This is a genomic window from Allobosea sp. RIT-PG3_2 (assembly GCF_057321085.1).
In genome coordinates this window covers 1177509-1192002 of the sequence record NZ_JBXWCA010000001.1, presented here as the reverse complement: position 1 = coordinate 1192002, position 14494 = coordinate 1177509, and the positions used below count along the sequence as shown (strand labels likewise).

General features: G+C 67.7%; 19 protein-coding genes. 16 read left to right on the top strand and 3 right to left on the bottom strand.

Going from position 1 to position 14494, the window contains the following annotated elements; all coding sequences use genetic code 11:
* Nucleotides 1-69 precede the first annotated feature (69 nt).
* A complete protein-coding gene (locus AC2FAN_RS05515) occupies nucleotides 70-1611 on the top strand; it encodes a helicase HerA-like domain-containing protein (RefSeq protein ID WP_265052481.1) in 1542 nt (513 codons plus the stop codon).
* Between the two features lie 10 nt (nucleotides 1612-1621).
* Here AC2FAN_RS05515 and AC2FAN_RS05510 read toward each other — a convergent pair whose 3' ends face one another.
* Nucleotides 1622-2965, bottom strand: a complete 1344-nt coding sequence (locus tag AC2FAN_RS05510; protein ID WP_265052482.1) for an Nramp family divalent metal transporter — start codon at nucleotides 2963-2965, stop codon at nucleotides 1622-1624.
* A 186-nt stretch (nucleotides 2966-3151) separates the two neighbouring features.
* On the opposite strand from AC2FAN_RS05510, the gene AC2FAN_RS05505 reads away from it, so the two are divergent.
* The 9 genes from AC2FAN_RS05505 (at nucleotide 3152) to AC2FAN_RS05465 (ending at nucleotide 10400) form a co-directional block, all read left to right on the top strand.
* Nucleotides 3152-4534 carry a M20/M25/M40 family metallo-hydrolase gene (locus tag AC2FAN_RS05505; RefSeq protein ID WP_485172992.1) on the top strand — a complete coding sequence of 461 codons (1383 nt, stop codon included), beginning with the start codon at nucleotides 3152-3154 and terminating at the stop codon, nucleotides 4532-4534.
* Nucleotides 4531-5112 (top strand): LOG family protein, encoded by a 582-nt coding sequence (locus tag AC2FAN_RS05500; protein ID WP_265052484.1) that lies wholly within the window; start codon nucleotides 4531-4533, stop codon nucleotides 5110-5112. Before AC2FAN_RS05505 ends, AC2FAN_RS05500 begins: the two co-directional genes overlap by 4 nt.
* A gap of 158 nt (nucleotides 5113-5270) precedes the next feature.
* Nucleotides 5271-5648 carry a hypothetical protein gene (locus tag AC2FAN_RS05495; protein ID WP_485172991.1) on the top strand — a complete coding sequence of 126 codons (378 nt, stop codon included), beginning with the start codon at nucleotides 5271-5273 and terminating at the stop codon, nucleotides 5646-5648.
* Nucleotides 5611-6912 (top strand): DNA-packaging protein, encoded by a 1302-nt coding sequence (locus tag AC2FAN_RS05490; protein WP_485173058.1) that lies wholly within the window; start codon nucleotides 5611-5613, stop codon nucleotides 6910-6912. Before AC2FAN_RS05495 ends, AC2FAN_RS05490 begins: the two co-directional genes overlap by 38 nt.
* Before the next feature lie 148 nt (nucleotides 6913-7060).
* Nucleotides 7061-8242: a phage portal protein gene (locus AC2FAN_RS05485; RefSeq protein WP_485172990.1), complete on the top strand. Its 1182-nt coding sequence runs from the start codon at nucleotides 7061-7063 to the stop codon at nucleotides 8240-8242.
* Complete coding sequence (locus AC2FAN_RS05480; protein ID WP_265052487.1) at nucleotides 8239-8439, top strand: hypothetical protein; 201 nt, start codon at nucleotides 8239-8241, stop codon at nucleotides 8437-8439. The genes AC2FAN_RS05485 and AC2FAN_RS05480 overlap by 4 nt, the downstream gene beginning before the upstream one ends.
* The gene (locus tag AC2FAN_RS05475; protein WP_485172989.1) at nucleotides 8436-8615 is read left to right on the top strand and encodes a hypothetical protein; all 180 of its coding nucleotides are present in this window, start codon (nucleotides 8436-8438) and stop codon (nucleotides 8613-8615) included. Before AC2FAN_RS05480 ends, AC2FAN_RS05475 begins: the two co-directional genes overlap by 4 nt.
* The gene (locus tag AC2FAN_RS05470) at nucleotides 8612-9118 is read left to right on the top strand and encodes an HK97 family phage prohead protease (RefSeq protein WP_265052488.1); all 507 of its coding nucleotides are present in this window, start codon (nucleotides 8612-8614) and stop codon (nucleotides 9116-9118) included. The genes AC2FAN_RS05475 and AC2FAN_RS05470 overlap by 4 nt, the downstream gene beginning before the upstream one ends.
* Nucleotides 9119-9140: 22 nt before the next feature.
* Nucleotides 9141-10400 (top strand): phage major capsid protein, encoded by a 1260-nt coding sequence (locus AC2FAN_RS05465; protein ID WP_485172988.1) that lies wholly within the window; start codon nucleotides 9141-9143, stop codon nucleotides 10398-10400.
* Between the two features lie 6 nt (nucleotides 10401-10406).
* On the opposite strand, the gene AC2FAN_RS05460 is transcribed toward AC2FAN_RS05465, so the two are convergent.
* Together AC2FAN_RS05460 and AC2FAN_RS05455 are read right to left on the bottom strand one after the other, a co-directional pair.
* Nucleotides 10407-11252: a S1 family peptidase gene (locus AC2FAN_RS05460; protein ID WP_476806384.1), complete on the bottom strand. Its 846-nt coding sequence runs from the start codon at nucleotides 11250-11252 to the stop codon at nucleotides 10407-10409.
* 59 nt (nucleotides 11253-11311) lie between these two features.
* The gene (locus tag AC2FAN_RS05455) at nucleotides 11312-12088 is read right to left on the bottom strand and encodes a S1 family peptidase (protein ID WP_485172987.1); all 777 of its coding nucleotides are present in this window, start codon (nucleotides 12086-12088) and stop codon (nucleotides 11312-11314) included.
* A gap of 81 nt (nucleotides 12089-12169) precedes the next feature.
* Here AC2FAN_RS05455 and AC2FAN_RS05450 point away from each other — a divergent pair, with 81 nt between their 5' ends.
* From AC2FAN_RS05450 to AC2FAN_RS05425, 6 genes are read left to right on the top strand one after another with little or no spacing between them, the layout of a single operon-like run.
* On the top strand, nucleotides 12170-12739 hold the full coding sequence (locus AC2FAN_RS05450; RefSeq protein WP_485172986.1) for a head-tail connector protein: 570 nt from the start codon (nucleotides 12170-12172) through the stop codon (nucleotides 12737-12739).
* Nucleotides 12740-12742: 3 nt separating this feature from the next.
* Entirely contained in the window at nucleotides 12743-13081 is a 339-nt protein-coding gene (locus tag AC2FAN_RS05445; RefSeq protein WP_485172985.1) for a phage head closure protein, read from the top strand.
* Nucleotides 13078-13488, top strand: coding sequence for a DUF3168 domain-containing protein (locus tag AC2FAN_RS05440; protein ID WP_265052494.1), 411 nt, complete (start codon nucleotides 13078-13080; stop codon nucleotides 13486-13488). The genes AC2FAN_RS05445 and AC2FAN_RS05440 overlap by 4 nt, the downstream gene beginning before the upstream one ends.
* A gap of 18 nt (nucleotides 13489-13506) precedes the next feature.
* A complete protein-coding gene (locus AC2FAN_RS05435; protein WP_265052495.1) occupies nucleotides 13507-13917 on the top strand; it encodes a phage major tail protein, TP901-1 family in 411 nt (136 codons plus the stop codon).
* Nucleotides 13918-13927: 10 nt separating this feature from the next.
* Nucleotides 13928-14272 carry a gene transfer agent family protein gene (locus AC2FAN_RS05430; RefSeq protein WP_265052496.1) on the top strand — a complete coding sequence of 115 codons (345 nt, stop codon included), beginning with the start codon at nucleotides 13928-13930 and terminating at the stop codon, nucleotides 14270-14272.
* Nucleotides 14269-14466 (top strand): phage tail assembly chaperone, encoded by a 198-nt coding sequence (locus AC2FAN_RS05425; RefSeq protein WP_485172984.1) that lies wholly within the window; start codon nucleotides 14269-14271, stop codon nucleotides 14464-14466. The genes AC2FAN_RS05430 and AC2FAN_RS05425 overlap by 4 nt, the downstream gene beginning before the upstream one ends.
* The last annotated feature ends 28 nt before the right edge of the window (nucleotides 14467-14494 follow it).

The window sequence follows — 14494 nt, the reverse complement described above, 5'->3', positions numbered from 1 at the left end:
GGCTTCCGCCTTCTGCGGCGTTTGGTTACATCCTTTCTGAGACAGTTCGGAACTCGATAGGCGGATGCGATGGCGGATGACGGCGCGATTCTGATCGGCAAGAGCGGCAAGCCAGAGAACCTGCTGCTCAAGCTCGCCAACCGCCACGGCCTCGTGACGGGGGCGACCGGCACCGGCAAGACGGTGACGCTCCAGGTCATGGCCGAGGGCTTTGCCCGCAACGGCGTCCCGGTCTTCGCCGCCGACATCAAGGGCGATCTCTCCGGCATCGTCGCGCCCGGCGATTCCAAACCCGCCTTCGTCAACCGGGCCAAGGAACTCGGCCTCAAATACGAGCCGGATCAGTTCACCACGGTGTTCTGGGACGTCTTCGGCGAGCAGGGCCACCCGGTCCGCGCGACGATCTCTGAGATGGGACCGCTGCTGCTGGCGCGCCTGCTCGATCTCAACGACACACAGGAGGGCGTGCTCAACATCGCCTTCCGCATCGCCGACGAGCAGAAGCTCCTGCTGCTCGATCTCAAGGATCTGCGCGCGATTCTGGCCTTCATCGCCGAGAACGCGCAGGAGCTGACCACGAAATACGGCAACGTCACCTCGGCGACGGTCGGCACCATCCAGCGCGCGCTGCTGGTGCTTGAGAACCAGAAGGGCGACCTGTTCTTCGGCGAGCCGGCGCTCGACATCAACGACCTGATGAAGACGGATCGCGACGGCCGCGGCATCGTCAACATCCTCGCCGCCGACAAGCTGATGAACAATCCGCGGCTTTACGCGACCTTCCTGCTCTGGCTGCTGTCGGAGCTGTTCGAGCAGCTGCCGGAAGTCGGCGACCTCGACAAGCCGAAGCTCGTCTTCTTCTTCGACGAGGCGCATCTGCTGTTCAACGGCGCCCCCAAGGCGCTGCTCACGGCGGTCGAACAGGTCGTCCGGCTGATCCGCTCCAAGGGCGTCGGCGTCTATTTCGTCACGCAAAACCCGCTCGACATCCCCGATACGGTGCTGGCCCAGCTCGGCAACCGCGTCCAGCACGCGCTGCGTGCCTTCACCCCGCGCGACCAGAAGGCAGTGCGTGCCGCTGCCGAGACGTTCCGCCAGAACCCCAAGATCAAGACGGAAGAGGCGATCAGCCAGCTCGCCGTCGGCGAGGCGCTGATCTCGATGCTGGAGGGCAAGGGCTCGCCGGAAATGGTCGAGCGCGCGCTGATCGCGCCGCCGATGGCCCAGGTCGGCCCCTGCACGCCGCAGCAGCGCCAGCAGGCGATCAACGGTTCGCCCGAGAAGGGCAAGTACGACACCATGGTCGACCGGGAGTCGGCCTATGAAGAGCTGATGAAGCGCAAGAACCTCAACCCGGACGGCTCGGCCATCGAGGCGTCGACGACCGGGGGAGGCGGCATTCTCGACACGATCGGCGGCTGGCTTGGCGGAGGGACGCCACAGCAGCGCCCGAAGTCGGGGCCCGGCAGCCGCGGCGGCCCGCTGCCGCAGAGCATGGCCGAGAAGGTCATCACCTCGGCCGCCCGTTCGGCCGCGACCTCGATTGGCCGGCAGGTCGGCAATGCCATCCTGCGCGGCATTCTCGGCTCGATGTCCGGCGGCAAGCGCTGAGGGCCTTCGATCACGCGCCGGTCGCGAGGTCGAACAGCAGCTTGAGGTTCAGCACGATGATGACCGCGGCGACGAAGCCCGCGGTCAGGCTGAGCCAGCGCGGTGCGACGAGCGCGCCCATCTTGGTCTTCGAGGCGGTGAACATCACCAGCGGCACCACCGCGAACGGCAATTGCAGGCTGAGCACGACCTGGCTGAGGATAAGCAGCTTCCCGGTCTGCCCCTCGCCATAGATCAGCGTGACCGCGATCGCCGGCACGATGGCGACGAGGCGCGTCACCAGCCGCCGCATCCAGGCCGGCAGGCGGATGCGCAGGAAACCCTCCATCACGATCTGCCCCGCCATGGTCGCGGTCACGGTCGAGTTGAGGCCGCAGCAGAGCAGGGCGATGGCGAAGAGCGAGGGCGCGATCGAGGCACCGAGCAGCGGCTGCAGCAGTTCCTGCGCCTTGCCGAGCTCGGCGACATCGGTGTGTCCCGCCTTGTGGAAGGTCGCGGCTGCCAGGATCAGGATCGAGGCATTGATCAGCAGCGCGAAGCACAGCGCGACGGTCGAATCGATCGTCGCGAACTTCAGGGCCTCGCGCTTCTCCGGCAGCGTCTCGCCATAGGCGCGGGTCTGCACGATGCCGGAATGCAGGTAGAGGTTGTGGGGCATCACGGTCGCGCCGATGATTCCGAGCGCGATGTAGAGCATGTTGGGGTTGGTCACGATTTCCGTGGTTGGCGCAAAGCCCCGGATCACCTCGCCCCAGTTCGGGTCGGCAAGGGCGATCTGGATACCGAAGCAAACGGCGATGACGCCGAGCAGCGTGATGATGAAGGCCTCGATCCAGCGGAATCCACGCGTCTGCAGCCACAGGATGATGAATACGTCGAAGGCGGTGATCAGGACGCCGATCTCGAGCGGGATGCCGAAGAGCAGGTTGAGGCCGATCGCCGTGCCGATCACCTCGGCAAGGTCGGTCGCGCAGATCGCGAGCTCGGCGAGCAGCCAGAGCGGCCAGGACATATAGGGCGGATAGGCGTCGCGGCAGGCCTGGGCGAGGTCGCGGCCGGTGGCGATGGCGAGACGCGCGCAAAGCGACTGCAGGATGATCGCCATCATGTTCGAGACGAGCGCGACGACGAGCAGGGTGTAGCCGAACTGGGCGCCGCCGGCGAGCGAGGTCGCCCAGTTGCCGGGGTCCATATAGCCGACGGCGACGAGATAGCCCGGTCCGAAGAAGGCCAGGAACTTGCGCCAGGACGACGAGTTCGGCGTCACCGCGACGGTTCGGAAGACGTCTGTCAGCGAGGGCTCACCGCGGGATCGAAGCCAGATCGAGGTGGATTCCGGGGCGCCTTGCGACATGATGGGACCTTGCTGCAACTTGTTCGCAATAAGGAGTATCTGCCGCCTGGGGCCCTGTCAATGCAGTTGCGAAGCGTTGTCAATTAGAGCTTGCGGAAGGGCCGGGCGGCAATGCACGATTGTGGGCTGACGCCCGCACGGGGGCTTGCCATGATGCCGTCACCTGAATCGCATCCGATGGTTGTCATGACGAAGCTTCCCGCCATTCTCGCCCGTCTCGACGATGGGCTCGACGCCTCGCTCGCGCGCCTGTCTTCTTGGCTGGAAATTCCCTCGATCGGCACGGACCCAGCCTACAACGCGCAGACGCGCGCCGCCGCCGAATGGCTGAGGGCCGATCTGGAAGCGCTCGGCTTCAAGGCGGAGCTGCGCGAAACCGGCGGCCATCCCGTCGTTCTGGCTCATCGGCCCAAGCCCGGTGCCCCGCATGCGCTGTTCTACGGTCACTACGACGTGCAGCCGGTCGATCCGTTGAATCTTTGGGACACCGATCCGTTCAAGCCCGTGGTCCGCGAGCCTGAACCGGGCCGCAAGGTCATCTCGGCGCGCGGCGCCTGCGACGACAAGGGCCAGGTCATGACCTTCATCGAGGCCATCCGCGCGACGCTTGCGGAAACCGGCGACCTGCCGATCGGCCTGACGATCCTGGTCGAGGGCGAGGAAGAATCCGGCTCGGTCAACCTGCCGGGCTACATCAAGGCCAATGCCGCCGAACTGAAGGCGGACTACGCCCTCGTCTGCGACACCGGCATGTGGGACCGCGAAACGCCACTGATCACCTCGACCCTGCGTGGCATGGTCTATCAAGAGGTGACGCTGACCGCGGCCGATCGCGATCTGCATTCCGGCCTGTTCGGCGGCGCGGCAGCCAACCCGATCCATATGCTGGCGAAGATTCTCGCCGAAATCCACGATGAAGCCGGCCGCATCACCATTCCCGGCTTCTATGACGGCGTGCATGAGCCGACCAACGCCCAGAAGGCGGAGTGGGCCGATCTCGGCCTCACCGAGAAGGAATTCCTCGGTCAGGTCGGTCTGAAGCACTCCATCGGCGAGCGCGGGCGCATGCTGATCGAGCAGATCCAGTCGCGCCCGACCTGCGATGTCAACGGCATCTGGGGCGGCTATACCGGGGAGGGCAGCAAGACCGTCATCCCCGGCAAGGCCTCGGCCAAGGTGTCCTTCCGCCTCGTCGGCGATCAGGACCCGGTCAGGATCGCGGCCGCGTTCCATCAGTTCGTCCGCGACCGCCTGCCCGACGACGTCACGGCCGAGTTCATCGGCCATTCCGGCTCGCCCGCCCTGGCCGTCCCCGTCGATTCGCCGGTGCTGCAGAAGGCGCGCGTCGCGCTCGCCGAGGAGTGGGGCGGGCGCGTCGTCTCGATCGGGAGCGGCGGCTCGATCCCTGTAGGCGGTGACTTCAAGCGCACGCTCGGCATCGACACGCTCTTCGTCGGCTTCGGCCTCGACGACGACCGGGTTCATTCGCCCAATGAAAAATATGATCTCTCCTCCTTCCACAAGGGCCAGCGCTCCTGGGCCCGCATCTTGCAGGCTCTCGGTTCATGAGATCGGTTTGCGTCTTCTGCGGTTCCAATCCGGGCAATGATCCTGTCTTTGCTGCCGGCGCTCGCGCCATGGGGGCGGAAATCGCCCGGCGTGGCCTGACGCTGGTCTATGGTGGCGGTGCGGTCGGGCTGATGGGCGTCGTCGCCAATGCGGCGATGGAGGCGGGCGGCGAGGTCCATGGCGTCATTCCCAAGGCGCTGAAGGACAAGGAGGTCGGCCATGTCGGGCTGACCAGGCTCGAAATCGTCGACACCATGCACACCCGCAAGGCGCGGATGGCGGCCCTGTCGGAAGGCTTCATCGCCATGCCCGGCGGCATCGGCACCTTCGAGGAGCTGTTCGAGATCTGGACTTGGGGGCAGCTCGGTATCCACGCCAAGCCGCTGGGCCTGCTCAATATCGCCGGCTTCTACGATCCGCTGGCGACCTTCCTCGACCAGACCGTCGAAGCGGGATTTCTGAAGCAGAGCCATCGCGCGATGGCGATGACCGATACCGAACCGGCGACGCTGCTCGATCGCATGGAGAATTACGTCCCGGCCGCGACCTATAAATGGATCGAGAAGGAGCAGGCCTGATCTCGCCTCGCGAATGCGCTCAAAGGTTGTAGGAATATTGTCTTGACATCGTGCCGCTGATCGGGTAGAGATCAGGAACGCTCACGAAATGTGCCGAACGAAGCCGCCGCGCTCCCCAGCCGGCGGCTTTTTCGTGCCCGCCATTCGGGAAGGGACACATGGCCGAAGACGATAGCGATACCCCGCCGGCTGTGCTGGCGCAGAAGCCGAAGAAGCCCTCGATCTCCCGCAAGGCGGTGGTGGGCCAGCTCTGGCGGGCCGCCAAGCGCCAGCTCGATACGCATGAGGAGCATCTTGCCGATCTGCCGAAAGGGGCAACCGCGAGCGAGGCCGACGCGAAGGCGCTGGCGACGCTCGCCCGCACGGTCCGCGAACTGGTCGCGATCGAGGAGCCGCAGGCCGTGAAGAGGGACAAGCAGACGGATGAACTCTCTGCCGCTGACGGCCTGCGACATGTCGCACAGCTCCGTCAGGAGCTTGCTCGACGTCTTGAAGCTCTTGCCCGCCGCGAGCTGGGCGAGGCTGATCAAGGGTAATCTCCACACGTTCGAACCGGAGCTCCTGCCCGTCCTGGAGGAATTCTGGCGGATATGGTCGCGTATCGATCAACGGCCTACCGAGCCGCCCAAGCCGATCTGGCTCGTCCTCGGCGGCCGGGGCGCCGGCAAGACGCGCACCGGTGCCGAATGGGTGAAGGGCATGGCGCTGGGCCATCCCCCCTTCGCGGACAAGCCCACCGGGCGGATCGCCCTCGTCGGGGAGACGCAAGGGCAAGTCCGCGACGTCATGATCGAGGGCGTCTCCGGGCTGCTGTCGATCCACACGCGTTGGGAGCGGCCGACCTGGCAGCCCTCGCTGCGCCGCCTGCAATGGCCGAACGGCGCGATCGCGCAGGTGTTTTCGGCCGAGGATCCCGAGGGGCTGCGCGGGCCGCAGTTCGGCGCCGCCTGGTCCGACGAACTGGCGAAATGGCCGAACCTTCAGGAGAGTTGGGACATGCTGCAGTTCGGCCTTCGCCTCGGCGATCATCCCCGTCAGATCGTCACGACGACACCGCGGCCGGTGCCGCTGATAAAGCGCCTCCTGACCGACCTGCACGTCGCCGTGAGCCGCTCGAGGACGCAGGACAACCGTTTTAATCTCGCCGCCGAGTTCGTCCGCACCGTCACGGAAACCTATGGCGGCACGCGACTTGGCCGGCAGGAGCTCGACGGCGAGATCGTCGAGGAGAGCCCCGACGCACTCTGGACGCGGGCGATGATCGAGGCGTCCCGCGAAGCACAGCCTGCTTCGCTGGCCCGGATCGCCGTCGCGGTCGATCCACCGGCTTCCTCCTCGCAGCGGGCCGACCGGTGCGGGCTGGTGGTGGCGGGCATCGATGGCAACGGCATCGGCCATGTGCTGGAAGATGCGACGCTCGCCGGCGCCAGACCGCATGAATGGGCCGAAAAGGCCGTCGCGCTCTATCGCCGGCACGAGGCGGATGCGCTGGTGGTCGAGGTCAACCAGGGTGGCGAAATGGTCGGGAGCATCATCCGTGAGGTCGATGCCGGCGTTCCCGTCGTCTCCGTCAGGGCGACGCGGGGCAAATATCTGAGGGCCGAGCCGGTGGCGGCGCTCTATGCGCAGGGCCGGGTCCGGCATGCCGGCGCCTTTCCCGAGCTGGAGGACGAGATGTGCGCCTTCGGCCCGGGCGGCCTCGAAAGCGGCCGCTCGCCCGACCGGCTCGACGCACTCGTCTGGGCGCTGACCCATCTGATGCTCGCGCCGAAGGGAAGGCCACGGGTGAGGGGGATGTAGCCCCAGTCGTCATTCTGGGGCGCCGGAAGGCGCTGACCCGAGAATTCCACGACGGGAGAATGCTGGTTTCCGAGATGCTCGGGTCAAGCCCGAGCATGACGGCTGGTTACGCCGCCAATTCATTTCACGCTCCAAAAGCGAGATCTCCATGTTCGATTTTCTTCGCAGCCTGCGCGGCTTTGCCGCGCCGGATCAGAAGCGTTCGCGCGTCGGGCCGCTGATCGCCCTCCATGAAGCCGGGCGCGCGGTCTGGACGCCGCGCGACTACGTCGCGCTGTCGCGCGAAGGCTATGAGCGCAACCCGGTGGTGCATCGCTGCTTCCGGCTGATCGCCGAGGCGGCGGCCCAGACCCCGCTCATCGCCAAGGTCGGATCCCGCGAGATGCCGGACCATCCGGCGCTCGCACTGATCGAGCGGCCCAATCCGCGCCAGGGCGGCATCGCCTTCCGCGACATGCTGTTCGGCCACCTGCTCGTCGCCGGCAACGCCTATGTCGAGGCAGTCAGCACCGGGCGGGAACCCCGCGAGCTCTATGCGCTCCGGCCGGACCGGATGCGGGTCGTGCCCGGCCGCGACGGCTGGCCGGAAGCTTACGACTATACGGTCGGCGGCGACACCGTGCGGTTCCGGCAGGACGAGGCCGGATTGCCGCCCATCCTCCATCTGACGCAGTTCCACCCGGTCGACGACCACTATGGCCTCTCGCCCATCGAGGCCGCGGCCATCTCGCTCGATATCCACAACGCCGCCAGCAACTGGCACAAGGCTCTGCTCGACAACGCCGCAAGGCCCTCCGGAGCCCTGGTCTATGACGGGCCGGAAGGCGCGACGCTGACCGAGGCGCAGTTCGAGCGGCTGAAGCAGGAGCTGGAAGAGTCCTTCCAGGGCGCGCGAAATGCCGGCCGGCCGCTGCTTCTCGAGGGCGGTCTCGACTGGAAGCCGCTGTCGCTGACACCGGCGGAGCTGGATTTCGTCGCGGCCAAGGGTGTCGCGGCCCGCGAGATCGCGCTCGCTTTCGGCGTGCCACCGCTGCTGCTCGGCCTGCCCGGCGACAACACGCGCGCCAATTTCGCCGAGGCGAACCGCGCGCTCTGGCGGCAAACGGTGATCCCGCTGGTGAAGCGCACCGCGCAGTCCCTGGCGCAATGGCTTGGGCCCGCCTTCGGGGACGACCTCATGCTGGAGCCCGACCTCGATGCCGTGGAAGCGCTGGCAGACGAGCGGGAGTCGCTCTGGCGGCGCCTGGGCGCCGCAAGCTTCCTCGACGATGACGAGAAACGCGAGGCCGTCGGCTACGGCCGGCGTGCCTCGGGGAAGGAGCAATCATGAACATGCTCGACCAGATCGTCACGGCCTTCGTCGGCCGGGCCGATGTCGGCCATCTCGGCCTGCTGCTCTGGGCCGCCAGCGCCTCAGGCCTCGCCTGGATCGTCCTGCGCGAGCTGACGGCAGCCAATCGCCGCTTCGACGATTTCGTCCGCGAGCTCAACCGTTTCAACGCACGCCATGAGGGGGATCAGTCTTGAGGGGCACCAATGATGCGAGACCGCCGTCGAAACGGACGCCCGCTGGCCGGGCACACCCCGCCAAGGCGCGCCCCGGCGGCGTGACGGCGGACACCTTCAGCAGCTTCGTGCGAAATCTGTCGAAGCTCGAAGGCGGGCGCCCGCAGGCCGGCAAGGGCGGCGAGGGCGGCCGATGAACACGCCGTTCCGCCTGCCGCTCGAATCCAAGCTCCTGCCTCTGCAACCTTCGCGTATCGCGCCCGACGGCAGCTTCGAGGGCTATGCCAGCCTCTTTCGCATCCCCGATCTCGGCAAGGACGTGGTCGAGCCCGGCGCCTTCCGCGACAGCCTGTTCCGTCGCGGACCATCCGGCATCAAGCTGCTCTGGCAGCATGATCCGGCCGAGCCGATCGGACGCTGGCTCAGCCTGATCGAGGACAGCCGGGGCTTGTTCGTACGCGGCAGGATTTCGCTGGCCGTCGCGCGCGCCCGCGAGATCCATGCGCTGATGCGGGAAGGCGCCATCGACGGGCTGTCGATCGGTTTCCGCCCCGAGAAGGCGCGCAACGAGCCCCGGACGGGGCTGCGCCGGCTGGAACGCGTCGATCTCTGGGAGGTCTCGATCGTCACCTTCCCGATGCTTCCTCAGGCCCGCATCAGCGCCGTCAAGACGGCCTTCCGCGCGCCGGCTTTCGCCTGACCTTTCATCCAGAGGAAAACCCATGACCCATCTCGACCACGCCCCCGAGACCAAGGCGTCCGGCGCCGACCTGACGCTCGCCTTCGAGGATCTGCGCTACACGCTCGAAAGCTACCGCGCCGCCAATGACGAGCGCCTTGCGGGAATCGAAGCCCGCCACGGTGCCGATCCACTGACCGAGGAGAAGCTCACCCGGCTGGATTCCGCGCTCGACGACACGATGCGCCGCATCGACCGCCTGACGCTCGACCGCGCCCGTCCGGCTCTCGGCCATGAAAGCGGCCATCAGGGCGGCCATCGCGATCCGCTCGTCGCCGAGCATAAGGCGGCCTTCGCGGCCTATGTCCGCAGCGGCGAGGCGGGTGGCCTGAAACGGCTCGAGTCCAAGGCGCTCTCGGCCGGCTCAGGCCCGGATGGCGGCTATCTCGCGCCGTCCACGGTGGAAGGCGAGATTCTGCGCCGCCTGGCGAATGTCTCGCCGATCCGCTCCCTGGCGACGGTACGGACCATCTCTTCCGGCACCTACAAGAAGGCATTCTCGACCACCGGCCCGGCCTCCGGCTGGGTGGCGGAGACGGCGGCGCGGCCGCAGGCCGGCTCGCCGACGCTCGCGGAACTCTCCTTCCCGGCCATGGAACTCTATGCCATGCCGGCTGCGACGCAGACGCTGCTCGACGATGCGATCGTCAATATCGACCAGTGGATCGCGGAAGAGGTCGAGCACGCCTTCGCAGAGCAGGAGGGCGCCGCCTTCGTCAACGGCGACGGCGTCGACAAGCCCAAGGGCTTCCTCGCTTATCCGACGATCGCCGACGCCAGCTGGAGCTGGGGCAATATCGGCGTGCTCAACTCCGGCGTTGCCGGCGCCTTCCCGGCCTCCAACCCCTCGGATGTGCTGGTCGATCTGGTTTATGCGCTGAAGGCCGGCTACCGCCAGAACGCCTCCTTCGTCATGAACCGCAAGACGCAAGCGGCGATCCGCAAATTCAAGGACACCAGCGGTCAGTATCTCTGGCAGCCCCCGGCCTCGGCCGGCGCGCCGGCGACGCTGCTCGGCTTCCCGGTGGCTGAGGCGGAGGACATGCCCAATATCGCCAACAACGCGGTTTCCATCGCCTTCGGCGACTTCCGGCGCGGCTATCTCGTCGTCGACCGGGCCGGGGTCCGCATCCTGCGCGATCCGTACTCCGCCAAGCCCTATGTGCTGTTCTACACCACCAAGCGCGTCGGTGGCGGCGTCCAGGATTTCGCCGCGATCAAGGGGCTGAAGTTCGCGGTCTGACGCCGGTCAGCGCGAAAACCACCAGCTGAAGGCGGCACGCGGCTGCGACGCTTCGTCCGGCCGCGTCTCGCTTCCGAACGAGAGCAGCCGGGCGCTGCCTTCCGAAATCCAGCTGCTGTGCTCGCTGACGGGGGTGATCGCGGTGAAGCCGCCGCAGATGAGGCGAGCCCGCGTGTTGAGCGGCCCGCTCGACCAGCTGACGATCCCGACCAGATCGCGCGAGCGGGGCGGGCCGCGCAGCACCGGGCCGCCGGAATCGCCCCTGCAGGCGCCGGCACCGGGCGATTCGCCGCGCGCTTCGACATCGACCGCGACCTTGACCGTGTTCTGGGTCGTGTAGTTGCCGGCGTTGAGCAACTGGGTCTCGCGCAGGCGCCGGGCCGTGCGCTTGTTGTTCTCGGCCGAGAGGCCGTAGCCCGCCATGGTCAGGGTCTCGCCTTGCCAGAGGCCGCCGCCCAGGGTGAGCGGTTCGATATCCTGCGGCAGCGGCTGCGCCACACGCAGCAAGGCGAGGTCGGTACCGGGCTGCGTGCGCGGTGTCGTGCCGGGCACGAAACTCGGATGAGGCAGGACGGCGACAACGAGCTGCCGGCGTGCCCGGAAACGGGAATCGAGGCTGACGATGCTGATCGAGCCGCCACCCATCAGGCAATGGGCCGCGGTCAGCACGATTTCCGGGGCGATCACCGCGCCCGAGCAGAGCTCGCCGCGGCTGGTTTCCACTCGCACCGTCCAGGCGCGGGCGCCTTGGGCATCGCGCGAGTCGACGCCGCCCACCACAGCAAGGGCAGGCTGTGCCGTCACGGCGGCGACCAGAGAAAACGCGAAAGCGGACAGCGAGCGCAGGGTCATGATGCGAACCAGTGAATGGCAGATCAATCTAGGAGGTGGTGCGGCGCAGTCCAGCGTTTTCACCGGCCCTTCGACCAGCGCGCCGTTTCTCCCCATTGCGACAGCGTCGCGTCGATCCAGTGCCGCTGCGGCGCCACCAGAACGCCCTGGCTGAGAAGGCCGCAACTGCGGCCCTTCGGACCGGTCGACCAGCTGGTGACGGCGCTGACTCCCCCATCGGCGAAGATGGGCCCGCCGGAATCGCCCTGACAGGCACTGGCGCCGGGCTGCTTGCCGGCACCGGCCGGATCCGCGGCCCAGAGCAGGATGCGGCCGGGGCCATAGGGTTCGACAGCCATCAGCGCGGCGGATCGGTAGGTTCCCGTGCTGCGGGCTTCGCCCTCGCGCGCCACGCCATAGCCCGCGAGCGTCACCGGACTGCCTGCACGTGGCAGCGAGCCATCGACGAGATCGGCAGGCGCGAAACGCGCCGGCAAAGGCTCGGCCAGCCGGATCAGGGCGAGATCGATCGACCGCCGGCGGTTGCGGATCGCGCCGGCGTCGAATTCGGGGTGCAGGCCGACCGATGCGGGCGCGATCAGGACGGGCTCGCCCGCCTCTCGCCAATGGATGCGCAACTCGGTTCCGCCAGCTGCGCAATGCGCCGCGGTCAGGATAGCGCGCGGCGACAGCACGATCCCGCTGCACACGCCGCCGCGTGCGTTGAGCACCATCAATGTCGAGCTGGCGGCCGGCCCGCCCTCGCGCCCGCCGACGACGGCTTCTGCCGACGGGGCTCCAAGCCCGCAGGCGATGGAGCTGAGTCCGGCGGCGACAATCCAATTCGCAATGCGCATCGGGCGCTCCTTTTCCAGGGGACGCTGATAGCGCGCCGCGCCCCGCAAATGAACCTCTCAGACACTTCGAAGGGGACGATCATGACGCCGCTTGCCCTGGCTCCACCAGCGACGGAACCGGTGACGCTCACCGAGGCCCGGCAATTCCTGCGCCTGGACCAGAGCGACGAGGACGAACTGCTCTCCACGCTGCTCACGGCTTCCAGGCTGATGATCGAGGCGGCGGCCGGCCGCTGCCTGATCGAGCAGCGCTGGCGCATCGTGCTGGATCGCTGGCCCGCCAAGGGCGAGATCCGGATGCCGCTATCCCCGATTGCGCGGATCGAAGCGGCCCGTGTCTACGACATGCTTGGCGCAGCGCAGACGGTGGCCGAAGCGGCATTGACGCTCGACCGGAGTGCCGATCCGCCCCTGATCCGCCTGACCGGCGAGGTGCCCGAGATCGGCCGCGATCACGGCGCCATCGAAATCGATGTCGTGGCCGGCTACGGAGCGACCGCCGCCGCCGTTCCCGCTCCGCTGCGCCAGGCGGTGCTGCGATTGGCCGCCCGCTGGTTCGAGGAGCGCGGCGATGTCGCCAGCCGCGATGCGCGGGCGCTGCCGGGCGCAATCGCCGCATTGGTCGCGCCATTCCGCCGCGGAAGGCTTTGAGCCATGGCGAACGCTGCATCTGCCGCGGTTGGTCGGTTGAAGCGCAGGCTCCTTCTGGAGGCGCCGGTCGCGACGCCGGACGGCATCGGCGGCGCGACGCAGGCCTTCGAGACGCTGGCGGCCTTCTGGGCGCAGCTCGAATGGGTCTCCGGCGCGGAGCAATGGCGCCAGGGGCGCCCGGAGCAGAGCGCAACCTATCGCGTGACCCTGCGCTGGCGCGGCGATGTCGATGCCGCAAAGCGGCTGCGCGACGGCGACCGCATCTTCGACATCCGCGCGGTCGCCGATCCGGACGGCTCGCGCCGGCGCCTCGTCTGCCTGGTCGAGGAGGTGAAGCCATGAGCGACGCGATCCTGGCTATGCGCGCGGCGATCCAGACCCGTCTGGCGGCCGATGCCGCGCTGACCGCGTTGATCGGCCCGGGGCGTGTCCATGACGAGGCGCCGCGCGCGGCGCGCGGGCTCTATGTCGTTCATGGCGAGGTCGAGGCGCGTGACTGGTCGACCGGCAGCGATCGCGGTTGCGAACAGGAACTCGCTCTCGTCGTCTGGGCCGCCCAGAGCGGTTCGTCGCGCCAGGCGCTGGAGGCGGCGGGCCTGATCGTCGGGGCGCTCGATGACGCCGAACTCGCCCCCGAGGGGCACGCCCTTGTCAATTTGCGCTGGCTTTCCAGCCGGCTCGCCCGCGAGCCCCGCAATGGGCTCAGCTTTGTGACGATCCGCTTCCGCGCCGTCACCGAAACACTCTGATCGTGAAGGAGAAGCTGCATGGCGGCACAGAAGGGCAAGGATTTGCTGCTCAAGGCAGCAGATGGCGCCGGCGCTTTCGTCACCGTGGCGGGCCTGAGGGCACGCCAGATCGCGTTCAACGCCGAGACCGTCGATGTCACCCATTCGGAATCGGCCGGGCGCTGGCGCGAATTGCTGGCCGGAGCCGGCGTGCGCCGCGCCAGCATCAGCGGTGCCGGCATCTTCAAGGATGAAGCGTCCGACGCTCTGGTGCGTCAGGTGTTCTTCGATGGCGCAATCCGGGACTGGCAGGTCATCGTGCCCGATTTCGGGGCGATCACAGGCCCGTTCCAGCTAACGAGCCTCGAATATCGCGGCGACCATGCCGGCGAGGTCACCTTCGACCTCTCGCTGGAATCGGCCGGGCTGCTGGCCTTCGCGGCACTTTAGGGAGGCGGCAATGGTCAATCGTCATCGCGGTGAGACCGCGCTCATGGTGGCCGGCGAGACGCTGCCGATGCGGCTGACGCTGGGCGCTCTCGCCGAGCTCGAGCAGGCCTTTGCCGTCGACAGCTTGCCGGCTCTCGGCGAGCGCTTCGTCGACGGACGCCTCTCGGCCCGCGACATCATCCGCATCATCGCTGCCGGCCTGCGGGGGGCTGGCAAGGCGATCCGCGACGAGGACGTTGCGGACCTCTCTTTCGACGGCGGGCTGAACGGCGCGATCAAGGCGGCGATCGCGCTGCTCGAAGCGACCTTCGGCGAAGGGCAGGGCGCCCACCCTCCGCAGCCGCCGGAGCTGTGACGGCGCCGGCGGCCTTTCCCTGGGAGGAGGTCATGGCCTTCGGACTCGGGCGACTGGCCTGGTCTCCGGAGCAGTTCTGGGCGGCAACACCGTGCGAGATCGCGGCAGCGCTGAAGGCGCAGCGTGGCGGCGCAGGCGGCACGACGGAGCGCGTCACCTTGGCGGCGCTGATGGCTGCCTATGCAGATGCCTGACGCAGAGTCTTCAAGCATTTTCTCAAGA